This window comes from Psychrobacter sp. 1044, assembly GCF_904846525.1.
In the GTDB taxonomy this organism is placed as follows: domain Bacteria; phylum Pseudomonadota; class Gammaproteobacteria; order Pseudomonadales; family Moraxellaceae; genus Psychrobacter.
This window is the reverse complement of the sequence record NZ_CAJHAZ010000012.1, coordinates 1-24,836: the sequence shown is the minus strand read 5'-3', so window position 1 is coordinate 24,836 and position 24,836 is coordinate 1. Positions and strand designations below refer to the sequence as shown.

The window sequence follows — 24,836 nt, the reverse complement described above, 5'->3', positions numbered from 1 at the left end:
TTATTTTGCTCAAGGTCTACTGCGCAACTCCACGTATCGCCATTCACCTTAACCCAAAAGCTCTTTTAAGATTTGGTTCACTTGCTGCGGATTAGCACTACCGCGACTGGCTTTCATGACTTGACCGACCAGACCATTAAAGGCTTTTTCTTTACCGCCGCGATACTCTTCGACCATTGCTTCATTTTTCGCGATGACTTCTTCTACCATGGCCTTGATAGCACCAGTGTCCGTTTCTTGCTTAAGACCTTTGTCTTCGATGATCTTATCTGCTGCATCATCTGTGTCGCCGCCCGCGCGCTCGTATAGAGCACTAAAAACTTTCTTAGCCAATTTACCAGATAGCGTGTCGTCTTTGATACGTTTGAGCATGCCAGCCAATTGCTTGGCGCTGATAGGGGAGTCAGTGATTTCTTTATCGTCTTTATTTAGCGCACCAAGCAAATCACCCATGACCCAGTTGCCAGCCATTTTGGCATCTGCTTGCCCAACTTCTGCGACCACAGCTTCAAAGTAATCAGCAATTTGACGACTGCCAGTCAAGATACGAGCATCGTATTCCGATAGACCAAGCGCTTTTTCAAAACGCGCACGACGAGCAACGGGTAGCTCAGGCATTGCTGCACGAATGCTATCAACCGTATGCTGTTCGATACGCACAGGTAGCAAGTCAGGGTCAGGGAAGTAACGATAATCGTTGGCGTCTTCTTTGGTACGCATTACACGAGTTTCGTCGCGCTCTGGATCATAAAGCATCGTTGCCTGCAGTACTTTGCCACCGTCCTCTAAAATATCAATTTGACGCTCGATTTCACGATTGATGGCGCGCTCTATGAAACGGAACGAGTTGAGGTTTTTGAGCTCAGTACGCGTACCCAATTCTGCACCAGGCTTACGAATAGAGACGTTACAATCACAGCGGAATGAGCCTTCTGCCATCACTGCGTCTGAGATACCAAGCCACGTGACCAGCTGATGAATGGCTTTGATATAGGCAAGTGCTTCATGAGCCGAGCGCATATCAGGCTCAGAGACGATTTCGATTAGCGGCGTACCAGCACGGTTCAAATCCACACCAGTCATACCATCGACGGTGTCGTGTACTGACTTGCCAGCATCTTCTTCTAAATGCGCACGCGTAATACCCATACGTTTGGGATATTCGTTCTTTTCCCCTTCATTGACCACCACGTCGATATAGCCTTCGCCAACGATAGGGTTGGCCATCTGAGTGATTTGATAGCCTTTAGGCAAATCTGGATAGAAGTAGTTTTTACGGTCAAACGTATTAAATAGACCCAACTCAGCGTTGACGCCGATGCCGAATTTTAGGGCACGATCGACCACGCCAGCATTGAGCACTGGCAATACGCCAGGCAGACCTAAGTCTACGATGCTAGCTTGGCTGTTTGGCTCATGACCGAAGTCAGTCGGCGCACTTGAAAATATCTTACTTTCCGTATTTAGCTGGCAGTGAATCTCAATGCCGATGACCACTTCATAACCATCGACGAAAAGCTCTTTACGCACGGCATGCTCGCGCACGGCATTGTTATCAGTAGTAGCTGTACTCATTATACCGTCTCCTTTGCGATGGCAGATTGTTGTAAATGATGGTCGGTATGCTGCTGGAATAAGTGAGCAGTCGTGAGCAATTGGCTCTCTTGCCAATGTTTACCGATTAATTGTAAGCCAACAGGCAAACCTTCTGAGGTTAGACCAACTGGCTGACTGAGTGCAGGTAGACCCGCTAAGTTGACCGCGATAGTATAAACGTCACCCAAGTACATGGTCGCAGGATCAAGGTTGTCAGTAAGCTTGTAAGCAGCGGTTGGTGCTGTTGGGCTAGCAATCACATCACAGCTAGTAAAGGCTTCATCGAAGTCTTTGACGATTAAGCGGCGGATTTTTTGTGCTTTAGTATAGTACGCATCGAAGTAACCTGCCGAAAGTGCATAAGTACCTGTCAAAATACGGCGCTGTACTTCAGGACCAAAGCCTTCAGAGCGTGAGCGCGTGTATAGATCTAGCAGATCGGTTGGATTCTCACAGCGATAGCCAAAACGTACACCATCGAAGCGTGACAGGTTTGATGATGCTTCGGCAGGGGCGAGCATGTAGTAAGTGGCAAGGGTAATCTCAGGGTCAGTGATATTCACCTCCACAATCGTCGCACCTAGCTCTTCATATTTTTTCAGAGCAGCACGTACGGCCGTTTCTACCTCAGCGTCTAATCCAGCACTAAAGTATTCTTTTGCCACACCAATGCGCAAGCCAGAAAATGGCTTATCACCAGCCGCGGCTTCAGCATCATTGATGTCTTGTACGTAGTCAGGCATATCGTATTTGATAGAAGTCGCATCGCGTGGATCGTGACCAATCATTGGCTGTAGCAGATAGGCACAATCTTTAGCGCTGCGTCCCATGCTACCAGCTTGATCCAGACTTGAGGCATAGGCAATCATACCAAAGCGTGATACTCGGCCATAGGTTGGCTTGATACCGGTTAAACCACAAAATGAGGCAGGCTGGCGAATAGAGCCACCAGTGTCACTACCCGTTGCGACTGGGACAAAACCTGCGGCAACGGCGGCAGCACTACCACCTGATGAACCACCGGGGACGCGCTCTAGATTCCAAGGGTTCTGTACCGTGCCGTAGTATGAGCTGCTATTGTCTGAGCCCATCGCAAACTCATCCATATTGAGCTTACCTAAACTAATCATGCCCGCTTTGTCGATGTTAGAAACGATGGTAGCATCATAAGGTGAGATAAAGTTATGCAGCATCTTAGAGCCACAAGTCGTCAGTACACCTTGAGTACAAAAGATGTCTTTGTGAGCCATCGGTACGCCAAGTAATGGACGTTTGTCACCTTGCGCGCGCATCTCGTCAGCTGCCTTTGCTTGCGCGCGTGCTGTCTCAGAAGTATGAGTGATAAAGCTGTTAATCTTATTGTCTAGCGCGTCTATACGTTTGATGTAGTGTTCTGTCAGCTCAAGGCTGCTAAATTGTTTGTCTTGCAAGCCCGTAATAAGCTGCTGGGTACTTAATAAATGAAGTTCTGACATAAGGTGTCGTCCGTCAAAATGTGAATAGCATAAAGTAAAATAGGGTAGCGATTAAAGCAGCGCGCTGCTTATTCAATCACTTGTGGAACTAAATATAAGCCATCTTCAACAGCTGGGGCGACTGACTGATTGCGCGCGCGGTTGATATCGTGTTTGGCCACATCAGCCCGCAATTCTTGGCAAGCTTCATGAATGTTTGCTAAGGGTTTGATGCCTGTGGTATCCACGTTAGATAGCGTATTCATAAGTTTTAATACTTTACTAATATCGTCGGCATAGCTATCGGCTGTGCTTTCATCGACACCCAAACGTGCAAGGTTGGCAACTTCTAGGATTTCTTCACGGCTGACGTTGCTGTCAGACGTTGCTGGTTGCTGTGACATAGTTTCTCCAGTGAAGGACAGTTTCTGTTAGAGTAGAATGCGGCTAAAATAGACAAGCATTAGATATAGATAATTATTAACACAAACTAAAACAAGGGGTTTATCTTAAGATGTATATATAGTGGCTTTATTATAAAGCATCTGGCTTAAGTTTACAGAGCATGACGCTTGATTGATGCACAATATCAACCAAGATGGCGTGATTTGCAAAATTGACCGTATAATTCACGATTGATTCTCAATTGCTTACCCATTACGTTCTGAAATACGTTACAGTATGCACCTGTGCTGCTAAGCAAAATTATCATTTGCCTGTAGAGCCTTGTTAGTTATTGAATTAAATGATGTTTCATTAAGTCGAATGGTGTTTACTGCTATTTTAAACTTTGTAACAACTTTTAGCGTTTAAGACCAAAATCCTGACTTACTGATGCAAATATCTGTGTTTTTTTTGAGCCAAATCGGTATAATTTAGCTCAGTTTTTCCATTGCATCATTATTGCTTAGGTTTACTTGTTGCGAGGTTCAAATTTCGCCATAAGTAATGTCTAACGACGACCTGCTCAACGCTGACGAGTAACGCCTCAGTCAATCTCATTCGCCTCATTCGCCTTATTTGTAATACGCTGGAAATATTAGTCATGAACCTGTTTGGATTTTTATCAAATAATATCGCTATCGACCTCGGTACTGCGAACACTCTCATTTTTATTCCTAATAAAGGCGTCGTGCTTGACGAGCCTACGGTGGTTGCGTTACGAAGTAATCGTACACAAAACCCTACCGTTGCGGCTGTTGGTATTGATGCCAAGCAGATGCTTGGTCGTACACCTGCCAATATTACAGCGATTCGCCCATTAAAAGACGGCGTGATTGCTGACTTTGAAGTGACGCAAAAAATGCTCAAGCATTTCATCATGAAGGTAAAAGCCAAGCGTTTTATGGCGCAGCCTAACGTGGTGGTTTGTGTGCCTTGTAAGTCTACTCTGGTTGAGCGTAAAGCGATTCGTGAAGCGGTATCTTCGGCAGGTGCGAGTAAAGTACTATTGTTAGAAGAACCAATGGCGGCAGCGATTGGCGCAGGCTTGCCAGTTCATGAAGCCAGCGGTTCGATGGTGGTTGATATTGGTGGCGGCACGACGGAGATAGCCGTTATCGCTTTATCTGGTTGCGTTTATGCTGAGTCGATTCGTATCGGTGGCGATATGTTTGATGACGCGATTATCACCCACGTACGCCGTACCCATGGTTGCGTGATTGGTGAGACGACAGCTGAGCGTATCAAGCATGAAGTTGGCTCTGCTTTGAATGAAGACAGTCAGTTAGAAGTCGAAGTTCGCGGTCGTAGCATGGCAGAAGGCGTGCCAAAAACCTTTACTGTCAACTCAGAAGAAGTACAAAAAGCCCTGAGTGATCCGCTGAGCGGTATCGTTAGCGCGGTGAAAGCTGCACTTGAGCAGACGCCACCTGAGCTGTCATCAGACATCGCAGAGCGTGGTATTGTCTTGACGGGCGGCGGTGCGCTGTTACGTGATTTGGACAAATTGATTTCAAGAGAGACAGGTCTACCTGTGACCGTTGCCGAAGATCCGCTGACTTGCGTTAGCCGCGGCGGTGGTATTGCACTTGATTTTATCAATAACAAAAGCTTGAACATGATTTTTGTTTAGATTACTTTAGTTAAGCACTGCGGTATTGATAAATCATCTTCGTCGTGCTTGATGATAGCTTGCGTAAAAATAGTGGGTTAAAACAGTATAAAATTAAAGGTAGCCAGTTGCGCTGCCTTTAATTGCATTAATCAACTAGAACCCAGTACTGGCTACTGCTTATTTTATAACTCCTGAGTTAGACGACTTATGACCCCAAGTATTTTTGCGCGCCAGCCGTTAGCACTTCGTAAGACTGCCATTGTATTAATAGCAGCTCTAATACTGATGTGGTTCGATAGCAAAAATTCAGAATGGTTTAATCCAGTACGTAGTACCAGTCATGCCGCGATGCAGCCTATTTATGAGCTATCACTGTTACCGAGTTATGCCAAGCATTGGGCAGGTGGCAGCTTACAGTCTAAAGAAGCGCTGCGCCGCGAAAACATGCAATTGAAGTCTCAGCTTATCCATGCGCAAGCCAAGTTGCAGCAGCAAGATTATATTTTGGCACAAAATGCGCGCCTGCAAGGTATTTTATCAACGACAAAGCCTGAACAATTTGATCTTAATTTGGCACAGGTAATCGGTACAGACACCAATTTACTCAGACAAATCGTGGTGCTCAATAAAGGCGTTCAAGACGGGGTTCAAGTTGGACAGACAGTGATTGATGAGGACGGTATTTTAGGGCAGATTATTAATGTCTATCCCAATACCAGTCGCCTACTATTGATTACTGATGAGCAGCAATCGGTTGCAGTTACAGTCAAGCGCACAGGTCAACGCGCTATCGTGACAGGGCAAGGGATACCAACCTCATTAAGCCTTGACTATGTATTCAAAACCTCAGACGTGCGTGTGGGTGATGAGCTGGTGTCATCAGGATTGGGTGGGCGTATTCCAGCAGGGTATCGTGTCGGGCGTATAGCCCATGTTAAAGATACTCAAGCCGATAACTTTAGAAGTATAGAAGTGACCCCAGCGGCGAACTTTATCGATAATGCATATGTATTAGTTCTGCAAGATAAGCTGGTGAATAAAAATAATATGACTCTTAATGACCGTTAAGAAGTTAGGCGCTCAATACGTAAGCACCAATCAGATAATGGCTGGCATCTATTTATTAACTGGTCTGTTTGTTGATACATTTTCAGCCATGGTTTTTACCCCATCAATGCCCACTCATGCTTTAACAGCAGCCATCAATACATTCGTTAAGGTAAGTACCCATGTCGTATCCTGATTCTGAGAATGCAACGGTACTACTGATTGCTACCATCATTCTAAGTTTTGTTATTGCGTCATCGCTTAATGTCTATCCGTTAAGTCCTAGTATGGCTACCTTACGCCCTATGGTCATGATCATGGTGCTGATTTTTTGGTTGTTATTTCAGCCACGCTATGTTGGTATTTTTACAGCATTTACCATCGGTCTCATTGCTGACTTACTCATGGATACCCATTTGGGACAGCAAGCCTTTGCCGCCGTGGCAGTCGCCTTCTTCATAAAAATAACCAGTATTTATATTAGGCAACTAAATACCATCAGTGCATGGTTATTAGCGAGCTTAGGATTGGTTGTTTTTCAATTATGTTTATGGATATTGCAGATGTTTATCCAGAATGTCTTTGTCGCACAATCTGCCTTATCACTGTTGATGAGTATCATCAGCTGGCCATTGGTACTACTGGCTTTACGTAAATTTGCGTCATAAGAAAAATTCTGCTGACAACCAATAAGATTGTAGCGCTGGTGTTTATTAATCATGACTACCTAATGTTAATGCACTAACAGGCAGCAGTTTTCGGTAGTAGGTAGATAAATTCAGATATAAAGAGAGTAGCGATGGATATTATTTTAGCTTCTGGTTCGCCGCGCCGTCGTGAGCTGTTAGAAAGGGCACAACTAGAATTTAGCACATTGAGTGTAGATGTCGATGAAACACAGCATGATGAGGAGTCACCCACAGACTATATCGAGCGCATGGTCGCCACTAAAGCTGAGTCTGCCATACAGCAACTAGTATCACGCTTGAAAACGGATAAAAGCTGTTTTTCTGACTCACTTATCATTTTAACGTCTGATACCATCGGTGTGCTGGCAGATGGTCAAACAGTGCTGGTCAAGCCAGTCGATCGTGAGCACGCTTATAGCATGTGGCAACAGATGTCTGATAATGTCCATGAAGTATGGACAGCAGTTCAAGCAACGCATGTATCATTATCTTCTAAAGCGGCTAACAGCTCAACTCATGAGCCAGTATTTCAAGTCATTAATCAGCAACGAATCACTGAGCGTACCGAAGTGACCTTTATAGCGCTCACTGCGGAGATGATGAGTAACTATTGGGAAAGTGGTGAGCCTGCTGATAAAGCGGGTGGTTATGGTATACAAGGTTTGGGTGCTATTTGGGTCAGCCGTATCAATGGTAGCTATACCAATGTCGTGGGTTTACCACTTCCACAAACGCTGGCGTTAATTAAAAATGTCACAGATATTAGTATCAAGTAAAATACGAGACAGAACCTCATAGAGATTATTGGTCTCTCAGAGATTGGTTGTCACTCCAACCTGCTGCACATAATAACACGCGAGAGTAATGGGCGAGAGCCAGCTGCATTTGTTACACTATAAAGATAATAGACGATGAACGTCTAACAAGAAAGCTGAGAGATAAGAGAAAAACATTATGTCCGAAGAGCTGCTGATTAATATTAGTCCAATGGAATCCCGTGTCGCAGTCTTAGACAATGGCATCTTGGGCGAAGTTTATATTGAACGTCATCATAAATTGGGTCTGGTCGGCAATATCTATCTGGGTACAGTCGTACGCGTTTTACCTGGTATGCAGGCAGCATTCGTTGATATCGGGCAGTCGCGGACAGCATTTTTACACGTTAATGATATGCAGCGTGAGCCGCGTCCAGTAGCAGAAAATAAAAGTAAAGCGGCTGACAATAGCGATAAAAAATCGGATAGCAATATAGAAGATGCTGTGGTAGAAAATAGTACTGATAACTTGGCTGTCACGCCACTGGTGATTAGTATACAAAATACCGAAGTCATCCCTGTGTCTAAAACGTTGATTCAACATCGCTTGCATGAAAGCCAACGTATTTTAGTGCAAGTGACCAAAGATCAGTTGGGCAGTAAAGGTGCTCGCTTGACCACCAATATATCCTTGCCATCTCGCTATTTAGTGTATCTGCCCTCAAGCGAACACATTGGTATCTCTCAGCGCATTGATGGCGAAGAAGAACGCACTCGTTTGAAGACTGAGCTTAGTAGCCTGATGCAAACGGTCAATCTAAAAGGCGGTCTCATCGCTCGTACCGCTGCTGAACGTGTCCCTGTCGATAAGCTTGAAGAAGACATTTATTATCTATTGCAGCTGTGGCGTACCATCTGCGCGCGTCGCCAAGAGATGAAACAACATCAAAGTTCTGAGCTTATTTATCAAGAGCTATCATTACCGCTGCGCTCTATCCGTGATTTGGTACACGCGGATACCGAGAAAGTCATCATTGATAATGCACAAATTTATGAACAAGTCAGATCCTTTGCCAAAGAGTTTGTGCCTTTTGTGTATGACCGCATTGTCCATTATACCGCTGAGCCATCTTTGTTTGATGTCCATCGTGTCGAAGATGATTTGCGTGATGCTTTAAAACGCCGCGTAGATTTAAAATCAGGTGGCTATCTCATTATCGACCAAACAGAAGCGATGACCACAATCGATGTCAATACGGGATCATTCGTAGGCGGGCGTTCGTTAGAAGATACGGTTTATAAAACCAATCTTGAGGCAACTCATGCAATCGCTCGTCAGCTGCGTTTGCGTAATCTAGGCGGTATTATCATCCTAGACTTTATTGACATGCTTGAACAGCAGCATAAAGATGATGTGTTAGAGAGCCTGCAATCACAGCTAGTACAAGACTATGCCAAAACTAAGATTACTCAGGTCAGTGAGCTTGGGTTAGTAGAGATGACGCGTAAACGTACGCGTGAGTCGCTCGGACAGCAGCTATGTGAGCCGTGCTCGACCTGTCAAGGACGCGGCTTTGTTAAAACGGCTGAGACAGTGTGCTTTGAGATATTCCGTGAAATCATGCGTTGTGCTCGTACTTATAACTCTCCCAAGAAATTTACGGTCGTTGCCCATGCTGCAGTGATTGATTTATTATTAACTTCAGAGTCAGACACGGTGGCAGATTTAGAGTATTTACTTGGTAGAGTGATTACCTTTGATGTCGAAAATCTCTATACTCAAGAGCAATATGACATTGTTTTGGATTGACAGTTTTAGATAGATTTTTCATAGCTTTAGATTAACAGTGCATAGTTATCGATTCATATAAGCGTGATTATTAAGCACAGATGCTGTTGTTTACATATTACTGTTTATAAAGGGTAATATCATAAGTCGCTACAGATATTACCCTTGCAATGACTGAAATACTATGTATAATATACACCACTGAATTATATATGCGCCGCCAATCAAACAGCGGGCGCTATGACAGCTAGAGCATCGTTTCTAGCACTATTTCATTATGCCTTTGCTGACATCCTATAATGGAAGGGTCGGCGGGGCTTTAAACTATTTTGCTTTTGGCACGCTACAAGTTCGGATAAAGAACTCATTCTGGTTAAGAACAGAAGGCCGCTTTAAGTGAATATTTAACCAAACGGCTTTTGATCATATCTTTGCAAAGCAAAAATGACAAAAGCACATATTAGGAGCTTGCTGGCATGGCTAACCAGAGAATCCGTATCCGTCTTAAGTCTTTTGATCATCGTCTGATTGATCAATCTGCACAAGAGATTGTTGATACTGCAAAGCGCACCGGTGCGCAAGTTTGTGGTCCTGTACCGTTGCCGACTCGCATTGAGCGCTTCAACGTTCTAACTTCACCACACGTAAACAAAGACGCTCGTGATCAGTACGAAATCCGTACTCATAAGCGTATGGTTGACATCGTTCAACCTACCGACAAAACTGTGGATGCGCTAATGAAGCTTGACTTGGCGGCGGGTGTTGACGTTCAAATTGCTTTGGGTTAATGCACATAAACACCCAACCCATTAATATAAGATATAAAGAGGTCTAAAATGGCGATCGGTTTAGTCGGTAAAAAATGCGGCATGACCCGTGTCTTCACTGAAGCAGGCGCATCTATCCCTGTAACAGTGGTTGAGATCAGTGCTAATCGCATTACTCAAGTAAAAAATACTGATGTAGATGGCTATCAAGCCATCCAAGTTACCACAGGTACCCGTCGTGACAGCCGCGTAGCAGCAGCTCAAAAAGGTCACTTCGCTAAAGCTGGCGTTGCCGCTGGTCGTGGTGTTTGGGAATTTCGTGCCAATGATAGCGATCTTGAAGGTCGTGAAATTGGTGGTGAGATCCTAGCTGACTTGTTCGAACAAGGTCAGATGGTTGATGTCACAGGTAACAGTAAAGGTAAAGGCTTTCAAGGCGGCGTGAAGCGTCACAACTTCAGCATGCAAGATGCCACTCATGGTAACTCAGTATCTCACCGTGCCATTGGTTCAACTGGTCAAAACCAGTCACCAGGTAAAGTCTTCAAAGGCAAAAAAATGCCAGGTCAGATGGGTAACAAACGCGTTACCGTTCAGGGCCTAGAAGTGATATCGGTTGATGTTGAAAAAGGGTTACTTGTCATCAAGGGTGCTATCCCAGGTGCCACCGGTGGCGATGTCATCGTACGTCCGTCAGTCAAAGCCTAAGCAAGGGGATTAACGTGGATTTAAAAACAGTTACAGGGGCGGCAGTTGAGCTTTCTGATACGGCTTTCGGTCGTGAATTCAACGAAGCACTAGTGCATCAAGTCGTCACCGCATATCTTGCTGGTGCTCGTCAAGGTACACGCGCTCAAAAAACCCGTGCCGAAGTTTCTGGTGGTGGCATTAAGCCATGGCGCCAAAAAGGTACTGGTCGCGCTCGTGCAGGTTCTATTCGTAGCCCAATCTGGCGTGGGGGCGGTCGTGCATTCGCGGCTAAACCACAAGATTGGTCACAGAAAGTTAACCGTAAAATGTATCGCGGTGCTATGCAGTGTATCTTAGCCGAATTGATTCGCCAAGAGCGTTTGATTTTGGTCGAAGAGCTAAGCGTTTCTGGACCTAAGACTAAAGAGTTGATTGCAAAGTTAGGTGAGTTAAATGCATCACGTGCATTAATCGTCACTAAAGAAGTTGACGAAAACTTATACTTAGCTGCTCGCAACATCCCACATGTCAATGTACTTGATACAAGTGAAGTGGATCCAGTGAGCTTGATCGCTTTTGATAAAGTGATCATGACAGTCGAAGCTGCGAAACAATTTGAGGAAGCACTAGCATGAATAACGCAAGACTTTATCAGATCCTAAGAGGACCTGTATTCTCAGAGAAATCTCAAATGCTTGGCGACTCACTTGGTGTGCAGGTATTTAAAATTGACTCTAACGCTACTAAGCTTGAAGTCAAAAAAGCGGTTGAGATGATGTTTGAAGGTGTTGAAGTTTTAAAAGTAAACACTTTGAATGTTAAAGGTAAGACAAAGCGTTTTGGTAAAAGTATCGGCCGTCGTAATGACTACAAAAAAGCCTACGTTACCTTAAAAGCTGGTCAAGATGTACAAATGGCTGATGCTGGTGAAGAGGTCGCGAATACGACTGCTTCTACTAGTGAAACAGCGAACAACGAATAAGGATTACACTCATGCCTATCGTAAAAGCAAAGCCAACATCACCAGGCCGTCGTTTTGTTGAAAAAGTGGTGCATCCACACCTTTATAAAGGTCGTCCGTTTGCAGCGCTTCTCGAATCAAAAAGTAAAACTGGTGGTCGTAACAATAATGGTCGCATAACGACTCGTCATATTGGCGGTGGTCATAAGCAGCATTATCGTATTATCGATTTCAAACGTACTAAAGACAATATCCCAGCCACGGTAGAGCGTATTGAATACGATCCTAACCGTACTGCGCACATTGCTTTACTTAAGTACGCTGATGGCGAACGTCGCTATATCATTGCTGCTAAAAAACAAGCAGTTGGCGATACAGTAATGTCAGGTGAGCTATCACCAATTCGTCCAGGTAACTGTTTACCGCTGAAAAATATCCCATTGGGTACTGTGATCCATAATATCGAACTTAAAATCGGTAAAGGCGCACAGATGGCTCGTTCTGCGGGTGCTAGCGTTCAGTTGTTAGGTCGTGAAGGTATTTATGCTATTCTACGTATGCGCTCTGGCGAAACACGCCGTGTACACGTGAACTGCCGTGCCGTTATTGGTGAAGTTTCTAACACTGAAAACAACTTGAAATCACTTGGTAAAGCCGGTGCTTCACGTTGGCGTGGTGTTCGTCCTTCTGTTCGTGGTGTTGCTATGAACCCGGTTGATCACCCACATGGTGGTGGTGAAGGTCGTAATAAAGGTCGCCATCCAACCAGCCCTTGGGGTCAGAAGTCTAAAGGACTTAAAACGCGTAGTAATAAGCGTACTGACAATATGATCATCCGCCGTCGCGCCAAGAAGAAATAAAGGAAGAATTTCATGCCTCGTTCATTGAAAAAAGGTCCATTCATAGACGCGCATTTGTTTGCCAAAGTTGAGAATGCATTAGACACCAACTCACGCAAGCCAATTAAGACTTGGTCGCGCCGCTCGATGATCCTACCACAAATGGTTGGCTTAACCTTGTCTGTTCACAATGGCCGTACTCATGTACCGGTTATCGTGAGTGAACAGATGGTTGGTCATAAACTAGGTGAATTTGCCCCGACTCGTACGTATCGTGGTCATGGCATTGACAAAAAAGCTAAGAGATAAGGTGCTTACCATGGAAGTAACTGCAAAATTACGCGGTGCCGCCATATCGGCACAAAAAGTTAGACTCGTTGCCGATGAAGTTCGTGGCAAATCTATCGAGCGTGCTTTGGATATCCTAACGTATAGTAATAAAAAAGGCGCTGTATTTGTTAAGAAATGTCTTAACTCAGCCATCGCCAATGCCGAACATAACAACGGTCTAGATATTGATACCCTAAAAGTATCTACTATCTATGTCGATGAAGGCATTACGCTAAAACGTATCCTACCACGTGCTAAAGGTCGCGCTGATCGTATCAGTAAGCGTACCTGTCACATCACTATAAAGGTAGGAGAATAAGTTATGGGTCAAAAAGTACATCCAATCGGAATTCGTCTTGGTGTTGTAAAGAAGCATAACGCAAACTGGTATGCTAACCCTAAACAATACTCAGAATACCTAATCAACGACATTCAAGTTCGTGAATATCTGCGCAAAAAGCTTGATAGTGCTATGATTAGCAAAATCATGATTGAGCGTCCTACCGGTGCTGCTAAGATTACCATCGCCACTGCGCGTCCTGGTATCGTTATCGGTAAGAAAGGCGAAGACATTGAAAGACTTCAAAAAGAATTGACCAAAATTATGGGCGTACCTGCTCAGGTCAACATTGAAGAAATCACCTCGCCTGATCTTGATGCTCATTTAGTAGCGGAAGGTATCGCAAGTCAGCTTGAGCGTCGTGTTATGTTCCGCCGTGCTATGAAGCGCGCAGTACAGAACAGCATGCGTTCTGGTGCTAAAGGTATTAAAGTTGAGCTGTCTGGCCGTCTTGGCGGTGCTGAGATTGCTCGTACTGAATGGTACCGTGAAGGTCGTGTGCCATTGCATACACTACGCGCTGATATCGACTATTCGTCAGTGCGTGCGGAAACTACTTACGGCACCATCGGTGTAAAAGTTTGGATCTTCCGTGGCGAAATCCTTGACGGTATGAACAGTGTATACAATCCCGTTAAAGAAGAGCAGACTCGTGCGCCAAAACGCCGTGGTCGTGGAAACGGAAACCGTCGAAACACAGACAGAGGTTAAACTATGTTACAGCCAAAACGTACCAAGTTTCGTAAAATGCACAAAGGTCGTAACACTGGGCTAGCTCATCGTGGAAGCACCGTTGCATTCGGACAAATTGGTCTAAAATCGTTGACTCGTGGTCGTATGACTGCCCGTCAAATTGAAGCAGCACGTCGTACCATCACTCGTAAAATTAAGCGTGGTGGTAAGATTTGGATTCGTGTATTCCCAGACAAACCAATTACCAATAAACCACTAGAAGTACGTATGGGTAAAGGTAAAGGTCCTGTAGAATATTGGGTATGCGAAATCAAACCTGGTAAAGTGCTATATGAACTCGAAGGGGTTTCAGAAGAACTTGCTCGCGAAGCGTTCACGCTTGCTGCAGCAAAACTGCCCTTTAAAACTACCATTGTTAAGCGGACGATAATGTAATGAAGATCAGTGAATTACGTGATAAATCATTAGAAGAACTGACTCAGTTACTTGATGAAAAGCAACTTGATGCTTTCCGTATTCGTATGGCTAAAGCAACTGGTCAGTTGGGTAATACCCATGAAGTACGTGTTAATCGTCGTGCGATTGCTCAGCTTCAGACTTTGATTAACGAGAAACAACGAGGCGACTCATGAGCGATAACAATCAAACAGCTAATGCTAGCGTATTGACAGGACGAGTTGTCAGTGACAAGATGGACAAGTCCATCACAGTTTTGATTGAGCGTCTGGTTCGTCATCCTTTGTATGGCAAGCAGCTTCGTCGTTCTACAAAAATCAAAGCCCATGATGAGAATAACGTTTGCCAGCAAGGCGACCTTGTCCGCATCAAAGAAACGCGTCCAATCTCTAAAACCAAGTCTTGGACTTTGGTTGAAGTGGTTGAAAAAGTAGAAAAAATCTAAGTAAATTGCATTAAAAGCCAGAAGCTGTTAAAATAGCCGCCTTTTTAAGGATGCTGATTGCGCCGAGCGTATATCACTCACATTAAGAGTAGCAGCGGTTATTATTATTAAAATGCCGACTACTCATACTGTGCTAGCGGCAGCAACTGGTTTTTATTGCTCATACGTGTGGAGTAACGCTATGATTCAGGTTGAATCGATGCTGGAAGTTGCAGATAATAGCGGTGCAAGACGAGTTCAGTGCATTAAAGTACTGGGTGGCTCTCATCGTCGTTATGCATCAGTTGGCGACATTATTAAAGTAACGGTTAAAGAAGCCATTCCTCGCGGTCGTGTTAAAAAAGGCGACGTGATGAATGCTGTAGTTGTACGTACCAAAAAAGGCGTTCGTCGTCCTGATGGTTCTGTTCTGCGTTTTGACGACAATGCTGCGGTATTGTTGAACCAAAATAAAGCACCGATTGCAACTCGTATTTTTGGACCGGTAACTCGTGAACTACGTGGTGATCAGTTTATGAAAATTGTATCACTAGCACCAGAAGTATTGTGAGGTAATCCATGTCAAAATTACGTAAAGGCGATACAGTTATCGTGATTGCTGGGAAAGACAAAGGCAAGCAAGGTACTGTACAAGCTGTAAAAAATGATCGTATTAAAGTTGAAGGCATTAATATTGTCACTAAACATCAGAAGCCAAATCAGGCAACTGGCGTTGAAGGTGGCATTCTTAAGAAAGAAGCTTTTCTACATATCTCAAATGTCGCAATATTAAATGCGCAAACCCAAAAAGCTGATCGTATTACTTATCAGTTCGGCGAAGACGGCAAGAAACAACGCGTCTATCGTTCGAACGGTGAAGTAGTGGCGACTGCGTAAGACACTAAGGGTGTAATGGTAATGGCAAGATTAAAATCTTTATATAACGAAGAATTAAAGCAGCAAATCAAAGAAGAGCTTGGTTTGGCTAATGTGATGCAAGTGCCTAAAATCACTAAAATCACACTTAACATGGGTGTAGGCGGCGCGTCTCAAGACAAGAAATTGCTTGAAGGTGCAGTAGCTGATATGACTGCTATCGCTGGTCAAAAACCTGTCGTCACCAAAGCGCGTAAATCAGTTGCTGGCTTTAAAATTCGTGAAGAATGGCCAATTGGCTGCAAAGTAACGCTACGCGGTGAGCAAATGTACGAATTTTTAGATCGTCTCATTGCCATTGCAATTCCTCGTATTCGTGATTTCCGCGGTTTTTCACCTAAAGCCTTTGACGGACGTGGTAACTACTCATTGGGTATCAAAGAACAGATCGTATTCCCAGAAGTAGATTTTGACAAGATTGATCGTATCCGCGGTATGGATGTGACAATCACCACGTCAGCTCAATCTGATGAAGAAGGTCGCGCGTTGCTTAAAGCATTCGGCTTCCCATTTAAATAAGGTAAAGACGTTATGGCAAAGAAGAGCATGATTAACCGCGAATTAAAGCGCGAAAAAATGGTTGCTAAGTACGCTGATAAGCGTATCAAGCTAAAAGAAACTATCAGTGATATGACTGCAAGTGACGAAACTCGTATGGAAGCGATGCTAGAGCTACAAGCTCTTCCACGCAATTCATCGCCAGTACGTCTGCGCAATCGTTGTGCTATCACCGGTCGTCCTCACGGTTACTTCCGCAAGTTTGGCTTATCACGCAATATGCTGCGTGAGCGTGTCATGCAAGGCGATGTGCCTGGTGTTCGTAAAGCAAGCTGGTAAGGGGTAACTATATGAGTATGCAAGATACCGTTGGGGATATGCTAACCCGTATTCGTAACGCACAAATGGCTAACAAAGTATCGGTAGCAATGCCGAGCTCTAAATTACGTAAATCAATTGCTGATTTGCTAGTTAGCGAAGGTTATGTGGCGAGCGCTGTTGTTACTGAAGAAGCAAACAATAAAGCAACCCTATCTATCGAATTGAAATACTTCGAAGGCCGCGCTGTCATCGAAACGATTCAACGTTTTAGCCGTCCTGGTTTACGCCAGTTCCGCGGTAAAGACGCTATCCCTACTGTTAAGCAAGGTATGGGTGTTGCTATCGTATCAACTAGCCAAGGCATCATGAGTGATCGTGCTGCACGTGCTGCTGGTATCGGTGGTGAAATCGTCGCATTTGTAGCGTAAGCTACACGACGATAAAGTCTATTTGATGATTGTTAGACTTCTATTGATTGAGTAATAATGAATTATTTCAAATTGATAGGTGTCTAACGCAGTCAACTATGCTAAACTAGCACGCTTTTTAGCCTGTTAGTTTTTTCGCTAATATAAAGAAGTTAATTTTTTAAGGAATATTCCTATGTCTCGTGTGGCTAAAGCCCCAGTGACACTGCCAAACGGCGTAAGTGTTACTTTGAACGATCGGCAGGTCGAAGTGAAAGGCAAGAACGGCATTTTGTCTTTACGCCTGCATGAATTGGTCGAGCTGAAACAGGAAGATGATGCGATCATTTTCTCACCTACAGTCGATTCAAAAGAAGCTATGATGCACACTGGCACCATGCGCGCTCTTGTTAACAACTATGTTAAAGGCGTGAATGAAGGCTTTGAAAAGCGTCTTCAGTTAATTGGTGTTGGTTATCGCGCACAAGTTGCTGGTAACAAGGTAACTTTGAACGTTGGTTACTCTCATCCAGTAGAATATACGTTGCCTGAAGGTGTGTCAGCTGAAACCCCAACGCAAACTGAAATTGTTTTGAAATCAAACAATAAACAGCAGCTTGGTCAAGCAGCGGCTAATATCCGCGGTTTCCGCCCACCTGAGCCTTATAAAGGTAAAGGTATTCGTTATAGTGACGAGCATGTGATTCGCAAAGAAGCCAAGAAAAAATAAGGTGAGTTGAAATGTTTGATAAAAAAGCAGCTCGTCTGCGTCGAGCTAAGAAAACCCGCGCGCATATCCGTTTCTTAGGCGTTCATCGCTTAACGGTTACTCGCACGCCAAAACATATTTATGCCCAGATTATCTCTCCTACCGGTGGTGAAGTGATTGCTCAGGCATCTACCTTAGACGGCAGCTTGCGCTCAGGCGCGACTGGCAATGCTGATGCAGCAACGTCTGTGGGCCAAATGATCGCAGAACGCGCAAAAGCAGCTGGTATCACTAAAGTTGCCTTTGACCGTAGTGGTTTTAAATATCATGGTCGAGTTAAAGCTTTAGCAGAAGCAGCTCGCGAAAACGGATTGGAGTTTTAATCATGGCTAGAAATGATAAAAATGATAAAAATGAACAGACTGACGGTCTAGTAGAACGCTTAGTTACCGTTGATCGCGTTGCAAAAGTTGTTAAAGGTGGTCGTATTTTCTCTTTCACTGCATTGACTGTAGTGGGCGATGGCAATGGTCGTGTTGGTTTTGGTCGCGGTAAAGCACGTGAAGTGCCAGCTGCTATCCAAAAAGCACTAGAAGCTGCCAAACGTAATATGATTACTGTTGAGCTTAATGATGCAACTTTGTATCATCCGATCAAAGCACGTCATGGTGCTAGTAAAGTTTATATGCAGCCTGCATCTGAAGGTACTGGCGTAATCGCTGGTGGCGCAATGCGTGCTGTATTAGAAGTTGCTGGTGTCAAAGATGTTTTGACTAAATGTTATGGTTCTACCAATACTGCTAACGTTGTTCGCGCAACGTTTAACGGTTTACGTGATATGTCAACTCCAGAGAAGATGGCAGCAAAACGTGGTAAATCTGTAGACGAAATCTTGGGTTAACTTAGACTAGGTGAGTTACGATGAAAAAAATGAAAGTCACTCAATTTAAATCGGGTGCCCATCGCCTAAAGAGCCACAAAGCGAGCTTGAAAGGATTGGGTTTACGCCGTATTAATCATACTGTTGAAGTAGAAGATACACCTTCAAACCGTGGTATGGTCAATCGCGTTAACTACATGGTAAAAGTGGAGGAAGCGTAATGGGTCTTAGATTAAATGAATTATCACCAGGTGTTGGCGCAAAGAAAACTGCCCAACGTCGTGGTCGTGGTATCGGTTCAGGTCTTGGTAAGACTGGTGGTCGTGGTGTAAAAGGTCAGAAATCTCGTTCAGGTTCTAGCATACGCTCAGGATTTGAAGGTGGTCAAATGCCTTTATATCGTCGTCTACCGAAATTTGGTTTTACCAGTAAAATGGCAATGAAGACGGCTGAAGTACGTCTTTCTGAACTAAATAAAATTGATGGCGATGTGGTTAGCCTTGAAACACTTAAAGCTGCTAACCTAATCCGTCACGACATGAAGCGTGCCCGTATTATGTTGTCAGGCGAAGTTACTAAGGCTTATACCTTTAAAGGTATCAAAGTGACTAAAGGCGCTAAGCTAGCAATCGAAGCTGCTGGTGGTAGCATCGAGGAGTAGTAACGTGTCAAAACAATCAATGTCATCGACTGGTATACCGCTCAATCCATTTGCATTCATACGCAAGTATGATGAATTATGGACGCGTTTATTATTCTTAATCGGCGCATTGGTTGTTTATCGTTTAGGGTCACATATTCCAGTACCGGGTATCAATCCGGTCAACTTGGCTGATCTGTTTTCGCGCAACGAAAATACCATTTTGAGCATGTTTAATATGTTCTCAGGTGGTGCACTAGAGCGTATGTCCATTATGGCGCTCGGCATTATGCCGTATATTTCAGCATCGATTATTGTACAGATGATGTCTGCAGTACTGCCATCGCTTGAAGCCCTCAAAAAAGAAGGCGAAGCGGGAAGACGTAAGTTGAACAAGTATACCCGTCAAGGGACACTTGCTTTAGCCCTAGTACAGTCATTAGGAATGTGTGCTGGCTTAATCAGTCAAAATCTTACTTTATCTTCTGGTCTGACCTTTTATATTCCAGCGGTTACCTCATTGGTAGCGGGTGCTATGTTCTTGATGTGGCTTGGTGAGCAGATTACAGAGCGCGGCGTAGGTAATGGTATTTCAATGCTCATTTTTGCGAGTATTGTGGCTGGTACGCCAGGTATGATTTCGCAGTCTATTGAACAGGTCAATCAAGGGCAGATGAACTTGATTGTACTGTTTATTTTTGTGCTACTAGGCATCGCGGTTACTGCTGGTATCGTTTATATTGAACGTGCTCAGCGCCGTGTTCCAGTGAACTATGCACAGAAGCAGCAACAAGGTCGCAAAATATATGCTCAGCAGCAGTCACACTTGCCGCTGAAGCTTAATATGGCAGGGGTTATCCCAGCCATTTTTGCCAGCTCGTTGTTGTTGTTTCCAGCAAGTTTAGGGCAGTGGGTCGGTCAATCAACTGATCCTACCCTTACACAAAAGATACTACAGAATATGGCATTGGTGTTGTCTCCAGGACAGCCGCTATATTTGGTTCTGTTTGGCGCGATGATTATTTTCTTCTGTTACTTCTATACGGCATTGGTATTTAGCCCACGTGAAGTAGCTGAAAACCTTAAACGTAGTGGTGCGTATATCCCAGGTATTCGCCCCGGACAACAAACTCAGCGTTACCTAGATCATGTATTAAACCGACTGACCTTTATTGGCGCGATGTATATGACGGTTATTTGTTTAATGCCAATGGTCGTCCAGTCATCGTTTGGTGTGCCGTTTCAACTCGGTGGTACGTCTTTACTGATTATGGTGGTTGTGGTAATGGACTTCATTTCGCAAATCCAAGCGCATTTGATGACCCATCAATATCATGATCAGACGTTAATTCAATCGCCCACTCAACCTTAAATGAGCGGTACGATATCTCAAAGGAGCATGCTATGAAAGTTCAAGCATCAGTTAAAAAGATTTGTGGTAGCTGTAAAGTTGTACGCCGTAAAGGCCGTGTACATATCATCTGTACAGCAGAACCTCGCCACAAGCAACGTCAAGGTTAATATTTAGTATTATAAAGTCTTAGACTTTTGTTACTATTTCAATTAATACTTGAAAAATGACGGCGGATGGGATATCATCCGCCACTTGCCGTAGTTTATGCAAAAACTTTTATAAGATCGTCAATGAATAGGCTTGTAACCAAGTCAAAGCAGCGATAATAATTATAAAAGCTTTAGTATTGACAGCAACAAATCTGAAAAATAAAGCCTTATTGATAAATAACGCTTATTTTTCTTTAATGGAGAGAAATCAATGGCTCGTATTGCCGGCGTAAACATTCCGGATAATAAGCATGCTGTTATTTCACTAACTTACATCTTTGGTGTAGGTCGTACCACTGCTCAGAAAATCTTAGAAGCAGTTGGCATTGCCCCTACTACTAAAGTTAGTCAGTTAGATGATACACAGTTAGATGCTATCCGTGCACAAGTTGCAAATTACATGACTGAAGGTGATCTTCGTCGTGAAGTGTCAATGAATATTAAGCGTTTAGTTGATCTTGGTTGTTACCGTGGCATCCGTCATCGTCGTAACCTACCAGTTAGAGGTCAGAATACTAAGAACAACGCTCGTACTCGTAAGGGTCCGACACGCCCTCTCAAAAGATAATTAACTTAGGAAGCTAAAAGATGGCTAAAGACACTCGTAGTCGCAAGAAAGTGACTCGTCGTTCAGTATCGGAGGGCATTGCCCATATCCATGCGTCTTTTAATAACACCATTGTTACGATTACCGATCGTCAAGGTAATGCACTGGCTTGGGCCACTTCAGGTGGACAAGGCTTCCGTGGTTCACGTAAATCTACACCATTTGCAGCTCAGGTTGCAGCTGAGGTCGCTGGTAAAGCGGCTCAAGAATATGGTGTTAAGAATATCGACGTTTTGGTCAAAGGACCAGGACCGGGTCGTGAGTCTGCGGTAAGAGCACTAGGTGCATTGGGTTATAAAGTTAACAGCATCTCTGATGTAACCCCAATCCCACACAATGGTTGCCGTGCGCCGAAAAAGCGCCGCGTCTAATATTAAAGACGAAGCTTTTTATCCCAAAAGCTTATAGGAGACATAACAATGGCCCGCTATATTGGACCAAAACTCAAATTATCACGTCGTGAAGGCACGGACTTAGGTCTTAAGTCTGGCGTTAAACCATACGACGTAAAAACGAAAAAAGCTGGTCGTCCACCAGGTCAACACGGTGTAAGCCGTAACAAGACCTCAGAATATGCTTTACAGCTGCGTGAAAAGCAGAAAGTTAAGCGTATCTATGGTGTATTAGAGCGTCAGTTTGCTAATTACTATAAAGAAGCTGCTCGTAAGCGCGGTGCTACTGGTGAAAACCTGTTAGCTATGCTTGAGAGCCGTCTAGATAACGTTGTTTATCGCATGGGCTTTGGCTCAACTCGCGCCGAAGCACGTCAGCTAGTCAGTCATCGTACTGTTATGGTAAAAAAAGCTGGCCGTGATGAGTTTGTTCGTGTGAACATTCCATCAATTCAGTTGCAAGATGGTGATGTCATCGCTATCCAAGAGAAGTCTCGCGAGCAATTACGTATTAAAAACGCAATTGAGCTGGCTACCCAACGTGGTATTCCAGAATGGCTAGATGTTGACCACAGCAAATTACAAGGCACGTTCAAACAAGCGCCTGATCGTATTGATCTACCTGCTGAAATCAACGAAAGCTTGATCGTTGAGCTATACTCTAAGTAATGACGTACTGCTCGATGTCGTGAAAACGGCATTGAGCAATCAACGTTAATTAAACCAGTTTAATAAATCGAGGTGACATCATGATGCTAAATGCAACTGAGTTTCTAACGCCGAATGCCATTAATGTGGATACGGTTAATGAAACGATTGCGAAAGTCACGCTCGAACCGTTAGAACGCGGCTTTGGGCATACCCTTGGTAATGCCTTACGTCGCATCTTGTTATCTTCATTACCTGGTGCTGCAGTCATTGAAGCTGAGATTGATGGTGTTGACCATGAATACTCAACGCTTGAAGGGCTACAAGAAGATGTACTTGACTTGCTTTTGAATCTAAAAGGCTTGGCTATTACGCTTCATGACCAAAATGAAGTATTTTTGACCTTGGATAAACAAGGTCCAGGCACTATTACTGCTGCAGACATCGCGTTACCGCATAATGTAGACATCGTCAATCCAGAATTGGTGTTGGGTACATTGAGTGATCGTGGTCATCTTAAGATGCGTTTGCGTGTAGTAATGGGTCGTGGATATGAGCCAGCAAACCAGCGCCGTGAAGATGGTGATACTAAAGCAATCGGACGTTTAAAGCTTGATGCAAGTTTTAGTCCTGTGCTTCGTGTTGCTTATCAGGTTGAGAACGCTCGTGTAGAGCAGCGTACTGATCTTGATCGTCTTATCATTGAGCTTGAAACTAATGGCACTATAGATCCAGAAGAAGCAATTCGTAAAGCAGCCACTATTTTACAACAACAGATTTCTATCTTTGTTGACCTAGAAGCTGAAGAAGCGCCTGAGCCTGTGAAAGAGAAAGAAGAGGTTGATCCGGTGCTATTACGCCCTGTGGACGATCTTGAACTAACGGTTCGCTCAGCCAACTGCTTGAAAGCTGAAAACATTTACTATATCGGTGATTTGGTACAACGTTCAGAGACTGAACTTCTAAAAACCCCAAATCTTGGTAAGAAATCATTAACGGAAATCAAAGACGTACTAGCGTCTAAAGATTTAGAGCTCGGTATGCGCCTAGATAACTGGCCACCAGCTGACCTTCGTGTTGATGATCGCTTTTCTTATCGTAGCCGTTAAACTTTAAGGATTTTTGACTATGCGCCATCGTAAGAGTGGAGTCAAGCTGGGTCGTACCGGCAGTCATCGTAAGGCAATGTTTCAGAACATGACTAACTCATTATTTGAGCATGAACTGATCAAAACAACTTTACCAAAAGCAAAAGAGTTACGTCGCGTTGCCGAGCCATTAATCACTATGGCTAAAGAAGACAGCGTTGCTAACCGTCGTTTGGCATTTAGCCGTATGCGTAGCAAAGCTATGGTAGGTAAACTATTTGGCACGTTAGGTCCTCGTTACCAAACCCGTCCAGGTGGATATTTGCGTATCGTAAAATGCGGTTACCGTGATGGTGACAATGCGCCAATGGCATATGTAGAATTGGTTGATCGCGACTAATTTTACAATAAGCAAAAGATGTATATAAAAAAGCTCCAATTCAATTGGAGCTTTTTTTGTGTCTGATACTTGAGTCTATTACCGTAGTAGTGAATCTACATCCGCGGCACCTTGTCTGATAATTTCAGGCTGGCTACCAGTCATATCAACAATCGTAGTGAGCTTAGTGGTTTTTATACCTGCATTTATCAAACCGTCAATTTGATTGCCTAATAAATCCTCAATCTCAAAGGGATCATCCAGTATGTCATCACGGTTAGGCAGTATTAATGAGCTGGTTAAGATAGGTTCATCCATGGCCTCTAAAAGCGCTTGCGCAATGGGGTTGCTAGGTACTCGAATACCGATGGTTTTTTTCTTCGCATGTGCCAATTTTTTTGGTACGTCTTTTGTGGCATTGAGGATAAAGGTGATGGGCGCAGGAGTAAATGCTTTGAGCTGTTTAAATTGCATATTGTCCACTGCAGCATAGTTGGCGATTTCGCTTAAGTCACGGCAAAGCAAGGTAAACTGGTGTTTATCATCAAGTTCACGAATTTGTTTGAGCTTATCGAGTGCATCCTTTGCCCCTAAGCGACAACCAAAAGCATAGCTGGTATCGGTAGGGTAGATAATGAGCTGGTCTTTACGTAACAGATCCGCCACTTGCTCAATCAGCCGTGGCTGTGGATTTTCTGGATGAATATAAAATACTTGCATAGCAGTTCCTTATTTTATAGTTATAGGTTTTTAGATGTGAAGTTTTTGACTAAGTAGAACATTTGTGGCGCGTATGCTTCTTTCACTAGGGCGTGTCCCTAATTCAGTTTGCAATGAATCATAGTACAAGCTAGATACAGCATAGACTTATAATTACGAGCC

The 24,836-nt window shown here is 44.0% G+C and carries 37 protein-coding genes; 33 read left to right on the top strand and 4 right to left on the bottom strand.

What is annotated here, in order from left to right; genetic code table 11:
* Positions 1-48: 48 nt before the first annotated feature.
* From gatB to gatC, 3 genes are all read right to left on the bottom strand, one after another.
* Positions 49-1,575, bottom strand: a complete 1,527-nt coding sequence (gatB, locus tag JMX82_RS09695; protein WP_201540384.1) for an Asp-tRNA(Asn)/Glu-tRNA(Gln) amidotransferase subunit GatB — start codon at positions 1,573-1,575, stop codon at positions 49-51.
* A complete protein-coding gene (gene gatA, locus JMX82_RS09690; protein ID WP_201540383.1) occupies positions 1,575-3,071 on the bottom strand; it encodes an Asp-tRNA(Asn)/Glu-tRNA(Gln) amidotransferase subunit GatA in 1,497 nt (498 codons plus the stop codon). Before gatA ends, gatB begins: the two co-directional genes overlap by 1 nt.
* 68 nt (positions 3,072-3,139) lie before the next feature.
* Entirely contained in the window at positions 3,140-3,454 is a 315-nt protein-coding gene (gene gatC, locus JMX82_RS09685) for an Asp-tRNA(Asn)/Glu-tRNA(Gln) amidotransferase subunit GatC (RefSeq protein ID WP_045446594.1), read from the bottom strand.
* Between the two features lie 641 nt (positions 3,455-4,095).
* Here gatC and JMX82_RS09680 point away from each other — a divergent pair.
* The 33 genes from JMX82_RS09680 to rplQ all read left to right on the top strand — a co-directional run bounded on the left by JMX82_RS09680 (position 4,096) and on the right by rplQ (position 23,975).
* A complete protein-coding gene (locus JMX82_RS09680) occupies positions 4,096-5,124 on the top strand; it encodes a rod shape-determining protein (protein WP_227676570.1) in 1,029 nt (342 codons plus the stop codon).
* A 189-nt stretch (positions 5,125-5,313) separates the two neighbouring features.
* On the top strand, positions 5,314-6,174 hold the full coding sequence (mreC, locus tag JMX82_RS09675; protein ID WP_201540382.1) for a rod shape-determining protein MreC: 861 nt from the start codon (positions 5,314-5,316) through the stop codon (positions 6,172-6,174).
* Positions 6,175-6,335: 161 nt separating this feature from the next.
* A complete protein-coding gene (gene mreD / locus JMX82_RS09670; RefSeq protein WP_045446600.1) occupies positions 6,336-6,821 on the top strand; it encodes a rod shape-determining protein MreD in 486 nt (161 codons plus the stop codon).
* A gap of 131 nt (positions 6,822-6,952) precedes the next feature.
* Positions 6,953-7,618 (top strand): Maf family protein, encoded by a 666-nt coding sequence (locus JMX82_RS09665; RefSeq protein ID WP_201540381.1) that lies wholly within the window; start codon positions 6,953-6,955, stop codon positions 7,616-7,618.
* 178 nt (positions 7,619-7,796) lie between these two features.
* Entirely contained in the window at positions 7,797-9,407 is a 1,611-nt protein-coding gene (locus JMX82_RS09660; protein ID WP_201540380.1) for an Rne/Rng family ribonuclease, read from the top strand.
* Positions 9,408-9,862: 455 nt separating this feature from the next.
* Positions 9,863-10,174, top strand: coding sequence for a 30S ribosomal protein S10 (gene rpsJ / locus JMX82_RS09655; RefSeq protein WP_010196670.1), 312 nt, complete (start codon positions 9,863-9,865; stop codon positions 10,172-10,174).
* Between the two features lie 48 nt (positions 10,175-10,222).
* Entirely contained in the window at positions 10,223-10,861 is a 639-nt protein-coding gene (gene rplC, locus JMX82_RS09650; protein ID WP_055125271.1) for a 50S ribosomal protein L3, read from the top strand.
* Positions 10,862-10,875: 14 nt separating this feature from the next.
* Positions 10,876-11,478 (top strand): 50S ribosomal protein L4, encoded by a 603-nt coding sequence (gene rplD / locus JMX82_RS09645; protein WP_045446611.1) that lies wholly within the window; start codon positions 10,876-10,878, stop codon positions 11,476-11,478.
* A complete protein-coding gene (gene rplW, locus JMX82_RS09640) occupies positions 11,475-11,825 on the top strand; it encodes a 50S ribosomal protein L23 (protein WP_010196677.1) in 351 nt (116 codons plus the stop codon). The genes rplD and rplW overlap by 4 nt, the downstream gene beginning before the upstream one ends.
* 11 nt (positions 11,826-11,836) lie before the next feature.
* A complete protein-coding gene (gene rplB, locus JMX82_RS09635) occupies positions 11,837-12,664 on the top strand; it encodes a 50S ribosomal protein L2 (RefSeq protein ID WP_055125272.1) in 828 nt (275 codons plus the stop codon).
* Positions 12,665-12,676: 12 nt separating this feature from the next.
* Entirely contained in the window at positions 12,677-12,952 is a 276-nt protein-coding gene (rpsS, locus tag JMX82_RS09630) for a 30S ribosomal protein S19 (protein ID WP_010196682.1), read from the top strand.
* A 10-nt stretch (positions 12,953-12,962) separates the two neighbouring features.
* Entirely contained in the window at positions 12,963-13,292 is a 330-nt protein-coding gene (rplV, locus tag JMX82_RS09625) for a 50S ribosomal protein L22 (RefSeq protein WP_045446615.1), read from the top strand.
* Between the two features lie 3 nt (positions 13,293-13,295).
* Positions 13,296-14,024: a 30S ribosomal protein S3 gene (gene rpsC / locus JMX82_RS09620; RefSeq protein WP_045446618.1), complete on the top strand. Its 729-nt coding sequence runs from the start codon at positions 13,296-13,298 to the stop codon at positions 14,022-14,024.
* Positions 14,025-14,027: 3 nt separating this feature from the next.
* Positions 14,028-14,441: a 50S ribosomal protein L16 gene (rplP, locus tag JMX82_RS09615; protein ID WP_055125273.1), complete on the top strand. Its 414-nt coding sequence runs from the start codon at positions 14,028-14,030 to the stop codon at positions 14,439-14,441.
* Positions 14,441-14,638 carry a 50S ribosomal protein L29 gene (gene rpmC / locus JMX82_RS09610; protein ID WP_011279794.1) on the top strand — a complete coding sequence of 66 codons (198 nt, stop codon included), beginning with the start codon at positions 14,441-14,443 and terminating at the stop codon, positions 14,636-14,638. Before rplP ends, rpmC begins: the two co-directional genes overlap by 1 nt.
* Positions 14,635-14,907: a 30S ribosomal protein S17 gene (gene rpsQ / locus JMX82_RS09605; protein ID WP_045446623.1), complete on the top strand. Its 273-nt coding sequence runs from the start codon at positions 14,635-14,637 to the stop codon at positions 14,905-14,907. The genes rpmC and rpsQ overlap by 4 nt, the downstream gene beginning before the upstream one ends.
* A 181-nt stretch (positions 14,908-15,088) precedes the next feature.
* Complete coding sequence (gene rplN, locus JMX82_RS09600; protein WP_010196702.1) at positions 15,089-15,457, top strand: 50S ribosomal protein L14; 369 nt, start codon at positions 15,089-15,091, stop codon at positions 15,455-15,457.
* A gap of 8 nt (positions 15,458-15,465) precedes the next feature.
* Positions 15,466-15,783 carry a 50S ribosomal protein L24 gene (gene rplX / locus JMX82_RS09595; RefSeq protein WP_045446626.1) on the top strand — a complete coding sequence of 106 codons (318 nt, stop codon included), beginning with the start codon at positions 15,466-15,468 and terminating at the stop codon, positions 15,781-15,783.
* Between the two features lie 21 nt (positions 15,784-15,804).
* On the top strand, positions 15,805-16,341 hold the full coding sequence (gene rplE, locus JMX82_RS09590; RefSeq protein ID WP_011512858.1) for a 50S ribosomal protein L5: 537 nt from the start codon (positions 15,805-15,807) through the stop codon (positions 16,339-16,341).
* A gap of 12 nt (positions 16,342-16,353) precedes the next feature.
* Entirely contained in the window at positions 16,354-16,659 is a 306-nt protein-coding gene (gene rpsN / locus JMX82_RS09585; RefSeq protein WP_021813378.1) for a 30S ribosomal protein S14, read from the top strand.
* Between the two features lie 11 nt (positions 16,660-16,670).
* Positions 16,671-17,069, top strand: coding sequence for a 30S ribosomal protein S8 (gene rpsH, locus JMX82_RS09580; protein ID WP_045446631.1), 399 nt, complete (start codon positions 16,671-16,673; stop codon positions 17,067-17,069).
* 175 nt (positions 17,070-17,244) lie between these two features.
* On the top strand, positions 17,245-17,778 hold the full coding sequence (gene rplF, locus JMX82_RS09575; protein ID WP_045446634.1) for a 50S ribosomal protein L6: 534 nt from the start codon (positions 17,245-17,247) through the stop codon (positions 17,776-17,778).
* An 11-nt stretch (positions 17,779-17,789) separates the two neighbouring features.
* Positions 17,790-18,140 (top strand): 50S ribosomal protein L18, encoded by a 351-nt coding sequence (gene rplR / locus JMX82_RS09570; RefSeq protein WP_021813381.1) that lies wholly within the window; start codon positions 17,790-17,792, stop codon positions 18,138-18,140.
* 2 nt (positions 18,141-18,142) lie between these two features.
* Positions 18,143-18,658, top strand: coding sequence for a 30S ribosomal protein S5 (gene rpsE, locus JMX82_RS09565; protein WP_010196711.1), 516 nt, complete (start codon positions 18,143-18,145; stop codon positions 18,656-18,658).
* Positions 18,659-18,678: 20 nt separating this feature from the next.
* Positions 18,679-18,858: a 50S ribosomal protein L30 gene (gene rpmD / locus JMX82_RS09560; RefSeq protein WP_201540379.1), complete on the top strand. Its 180-nt coding sequence runs from the start codon at positions 18,679-18,681 to the stop codon at positions 18,856-18,858.
* Positions 18,858-19,298, top strand: a complete 441-nt coding sequence (rplO, locus tag JMX82_RS09555; protein ID WP_045446637.1) for a 50S ribosomal protein L15 — start codon at positions 18,858-18,860, stop codon at positions 19,296-19,298. The genes rpmD and rplO overlap by 1 nt, the downstream gene beginning before the upstream one ends.
* Positions 19,299-19,317: 19 nt before the next feature.
* On the top strand, positions 19,318-20,649 hold the full coding sequence (secY, locus tag JMX82_RS09550) for a preprotein translocase subunit SecY (protein WP_173936727.1): 1,332 nt from the start codon (positions 19,318-19,320) through the stop codon (positions 20,647-20,649).
* A 32-nt stretch (positions 20,650-20,681) separates the two neighbouring features.
* On the top strand, positions 20,682-20,798 hold the full coding sequence (gene rpmJ, locus JMX82_RS09545; protein WP_010196721.1) for a 50S ribosomal protein L36: 117 nt from the start codon (positions 20,682-20,684) through the stop codon (positions 20,796-20,798).
* A 253-nt stretch (positions 20,799-21,051) separates the two neighbouring features.
* On the top strand, positions 21,052-21,408 hold the full coding sequence (gene rpsM / locus JMX82_RS09540; protein ID WP_021813384.1) for a 30S ribosomal protein S13: 357 nt from the start codon (positions 21,052-21,054) through the stop codon (positions 21,406-21,408).
* 20 nt (positions 21,409-21,428) lie between these two features.
* Positions 21,429-21,818, top strand: coding sequence for a 30S ribosomal protein S11 (gene rpsK / locus JMX82_RS09535; RefSeq protein ID WP_045454458.1), 390 nt, complete (start codon positions 21,429-21,431; stop codon positions 21,816-21,818).
* Positions 21,819-21,866: 48 nt separating this feature from the next.
* A complete protein-coding gene (gene rpsD / locus JMX82_RS09530; protein ID WP_010196731.1) occupies positions 21,867-22,508 on the top strand; it encodes a 30S ribosomal protein S4 in 642 nt (213 codons plus the stop codon).
* Positions 22,509-22,588: 80 nt separating this feature from the next.
* On the top strand, positions 22,589-23,596 hold the full coding sequence (locus JMX82_RS09525) for a DNA-directed RNA polymerase subunit alpha (RefSeq protein ID WP_045446643.1): 1,008 nt from the start codon (positions 22,589-22,591) through the stop codon (positions 23,594-23,596).
* A gap of 19 nt (positions 23,597-23,615) precedes the next feature.
* The gene (gene rplQ / locus JMX82_RS09520) at positions 23,616-23,975 is read left to right on the top strand and encodes a 50S ribosomal protein L17 (protein WP_021813387.1); all 360 of its coding nucleotides are present in this window, start codon (positions 23,616-23,618) and stop codon (positions 23,973-23,975) included.
* A 78-nt stretch (positions 23,976-24,053) separates the two neighbouring features.
* Here the strand turns inward: rplQ and JMX82_RS09515 are convergent, their stop codons facing one another.
* Positions 24,054-24,674: an L-threonylcarbamoyladenylate synthase gene (locus JMX82_RS09515; protein WP_201540378.1), complete on the bottom strand. Its 621-nt coding sequence runs from the start codon at positions 24,672-24,674 to the stop codon at positions 24,054-24,056.
* Positions 24,675-24,836 lie beyond the last annotated feature (162 nt).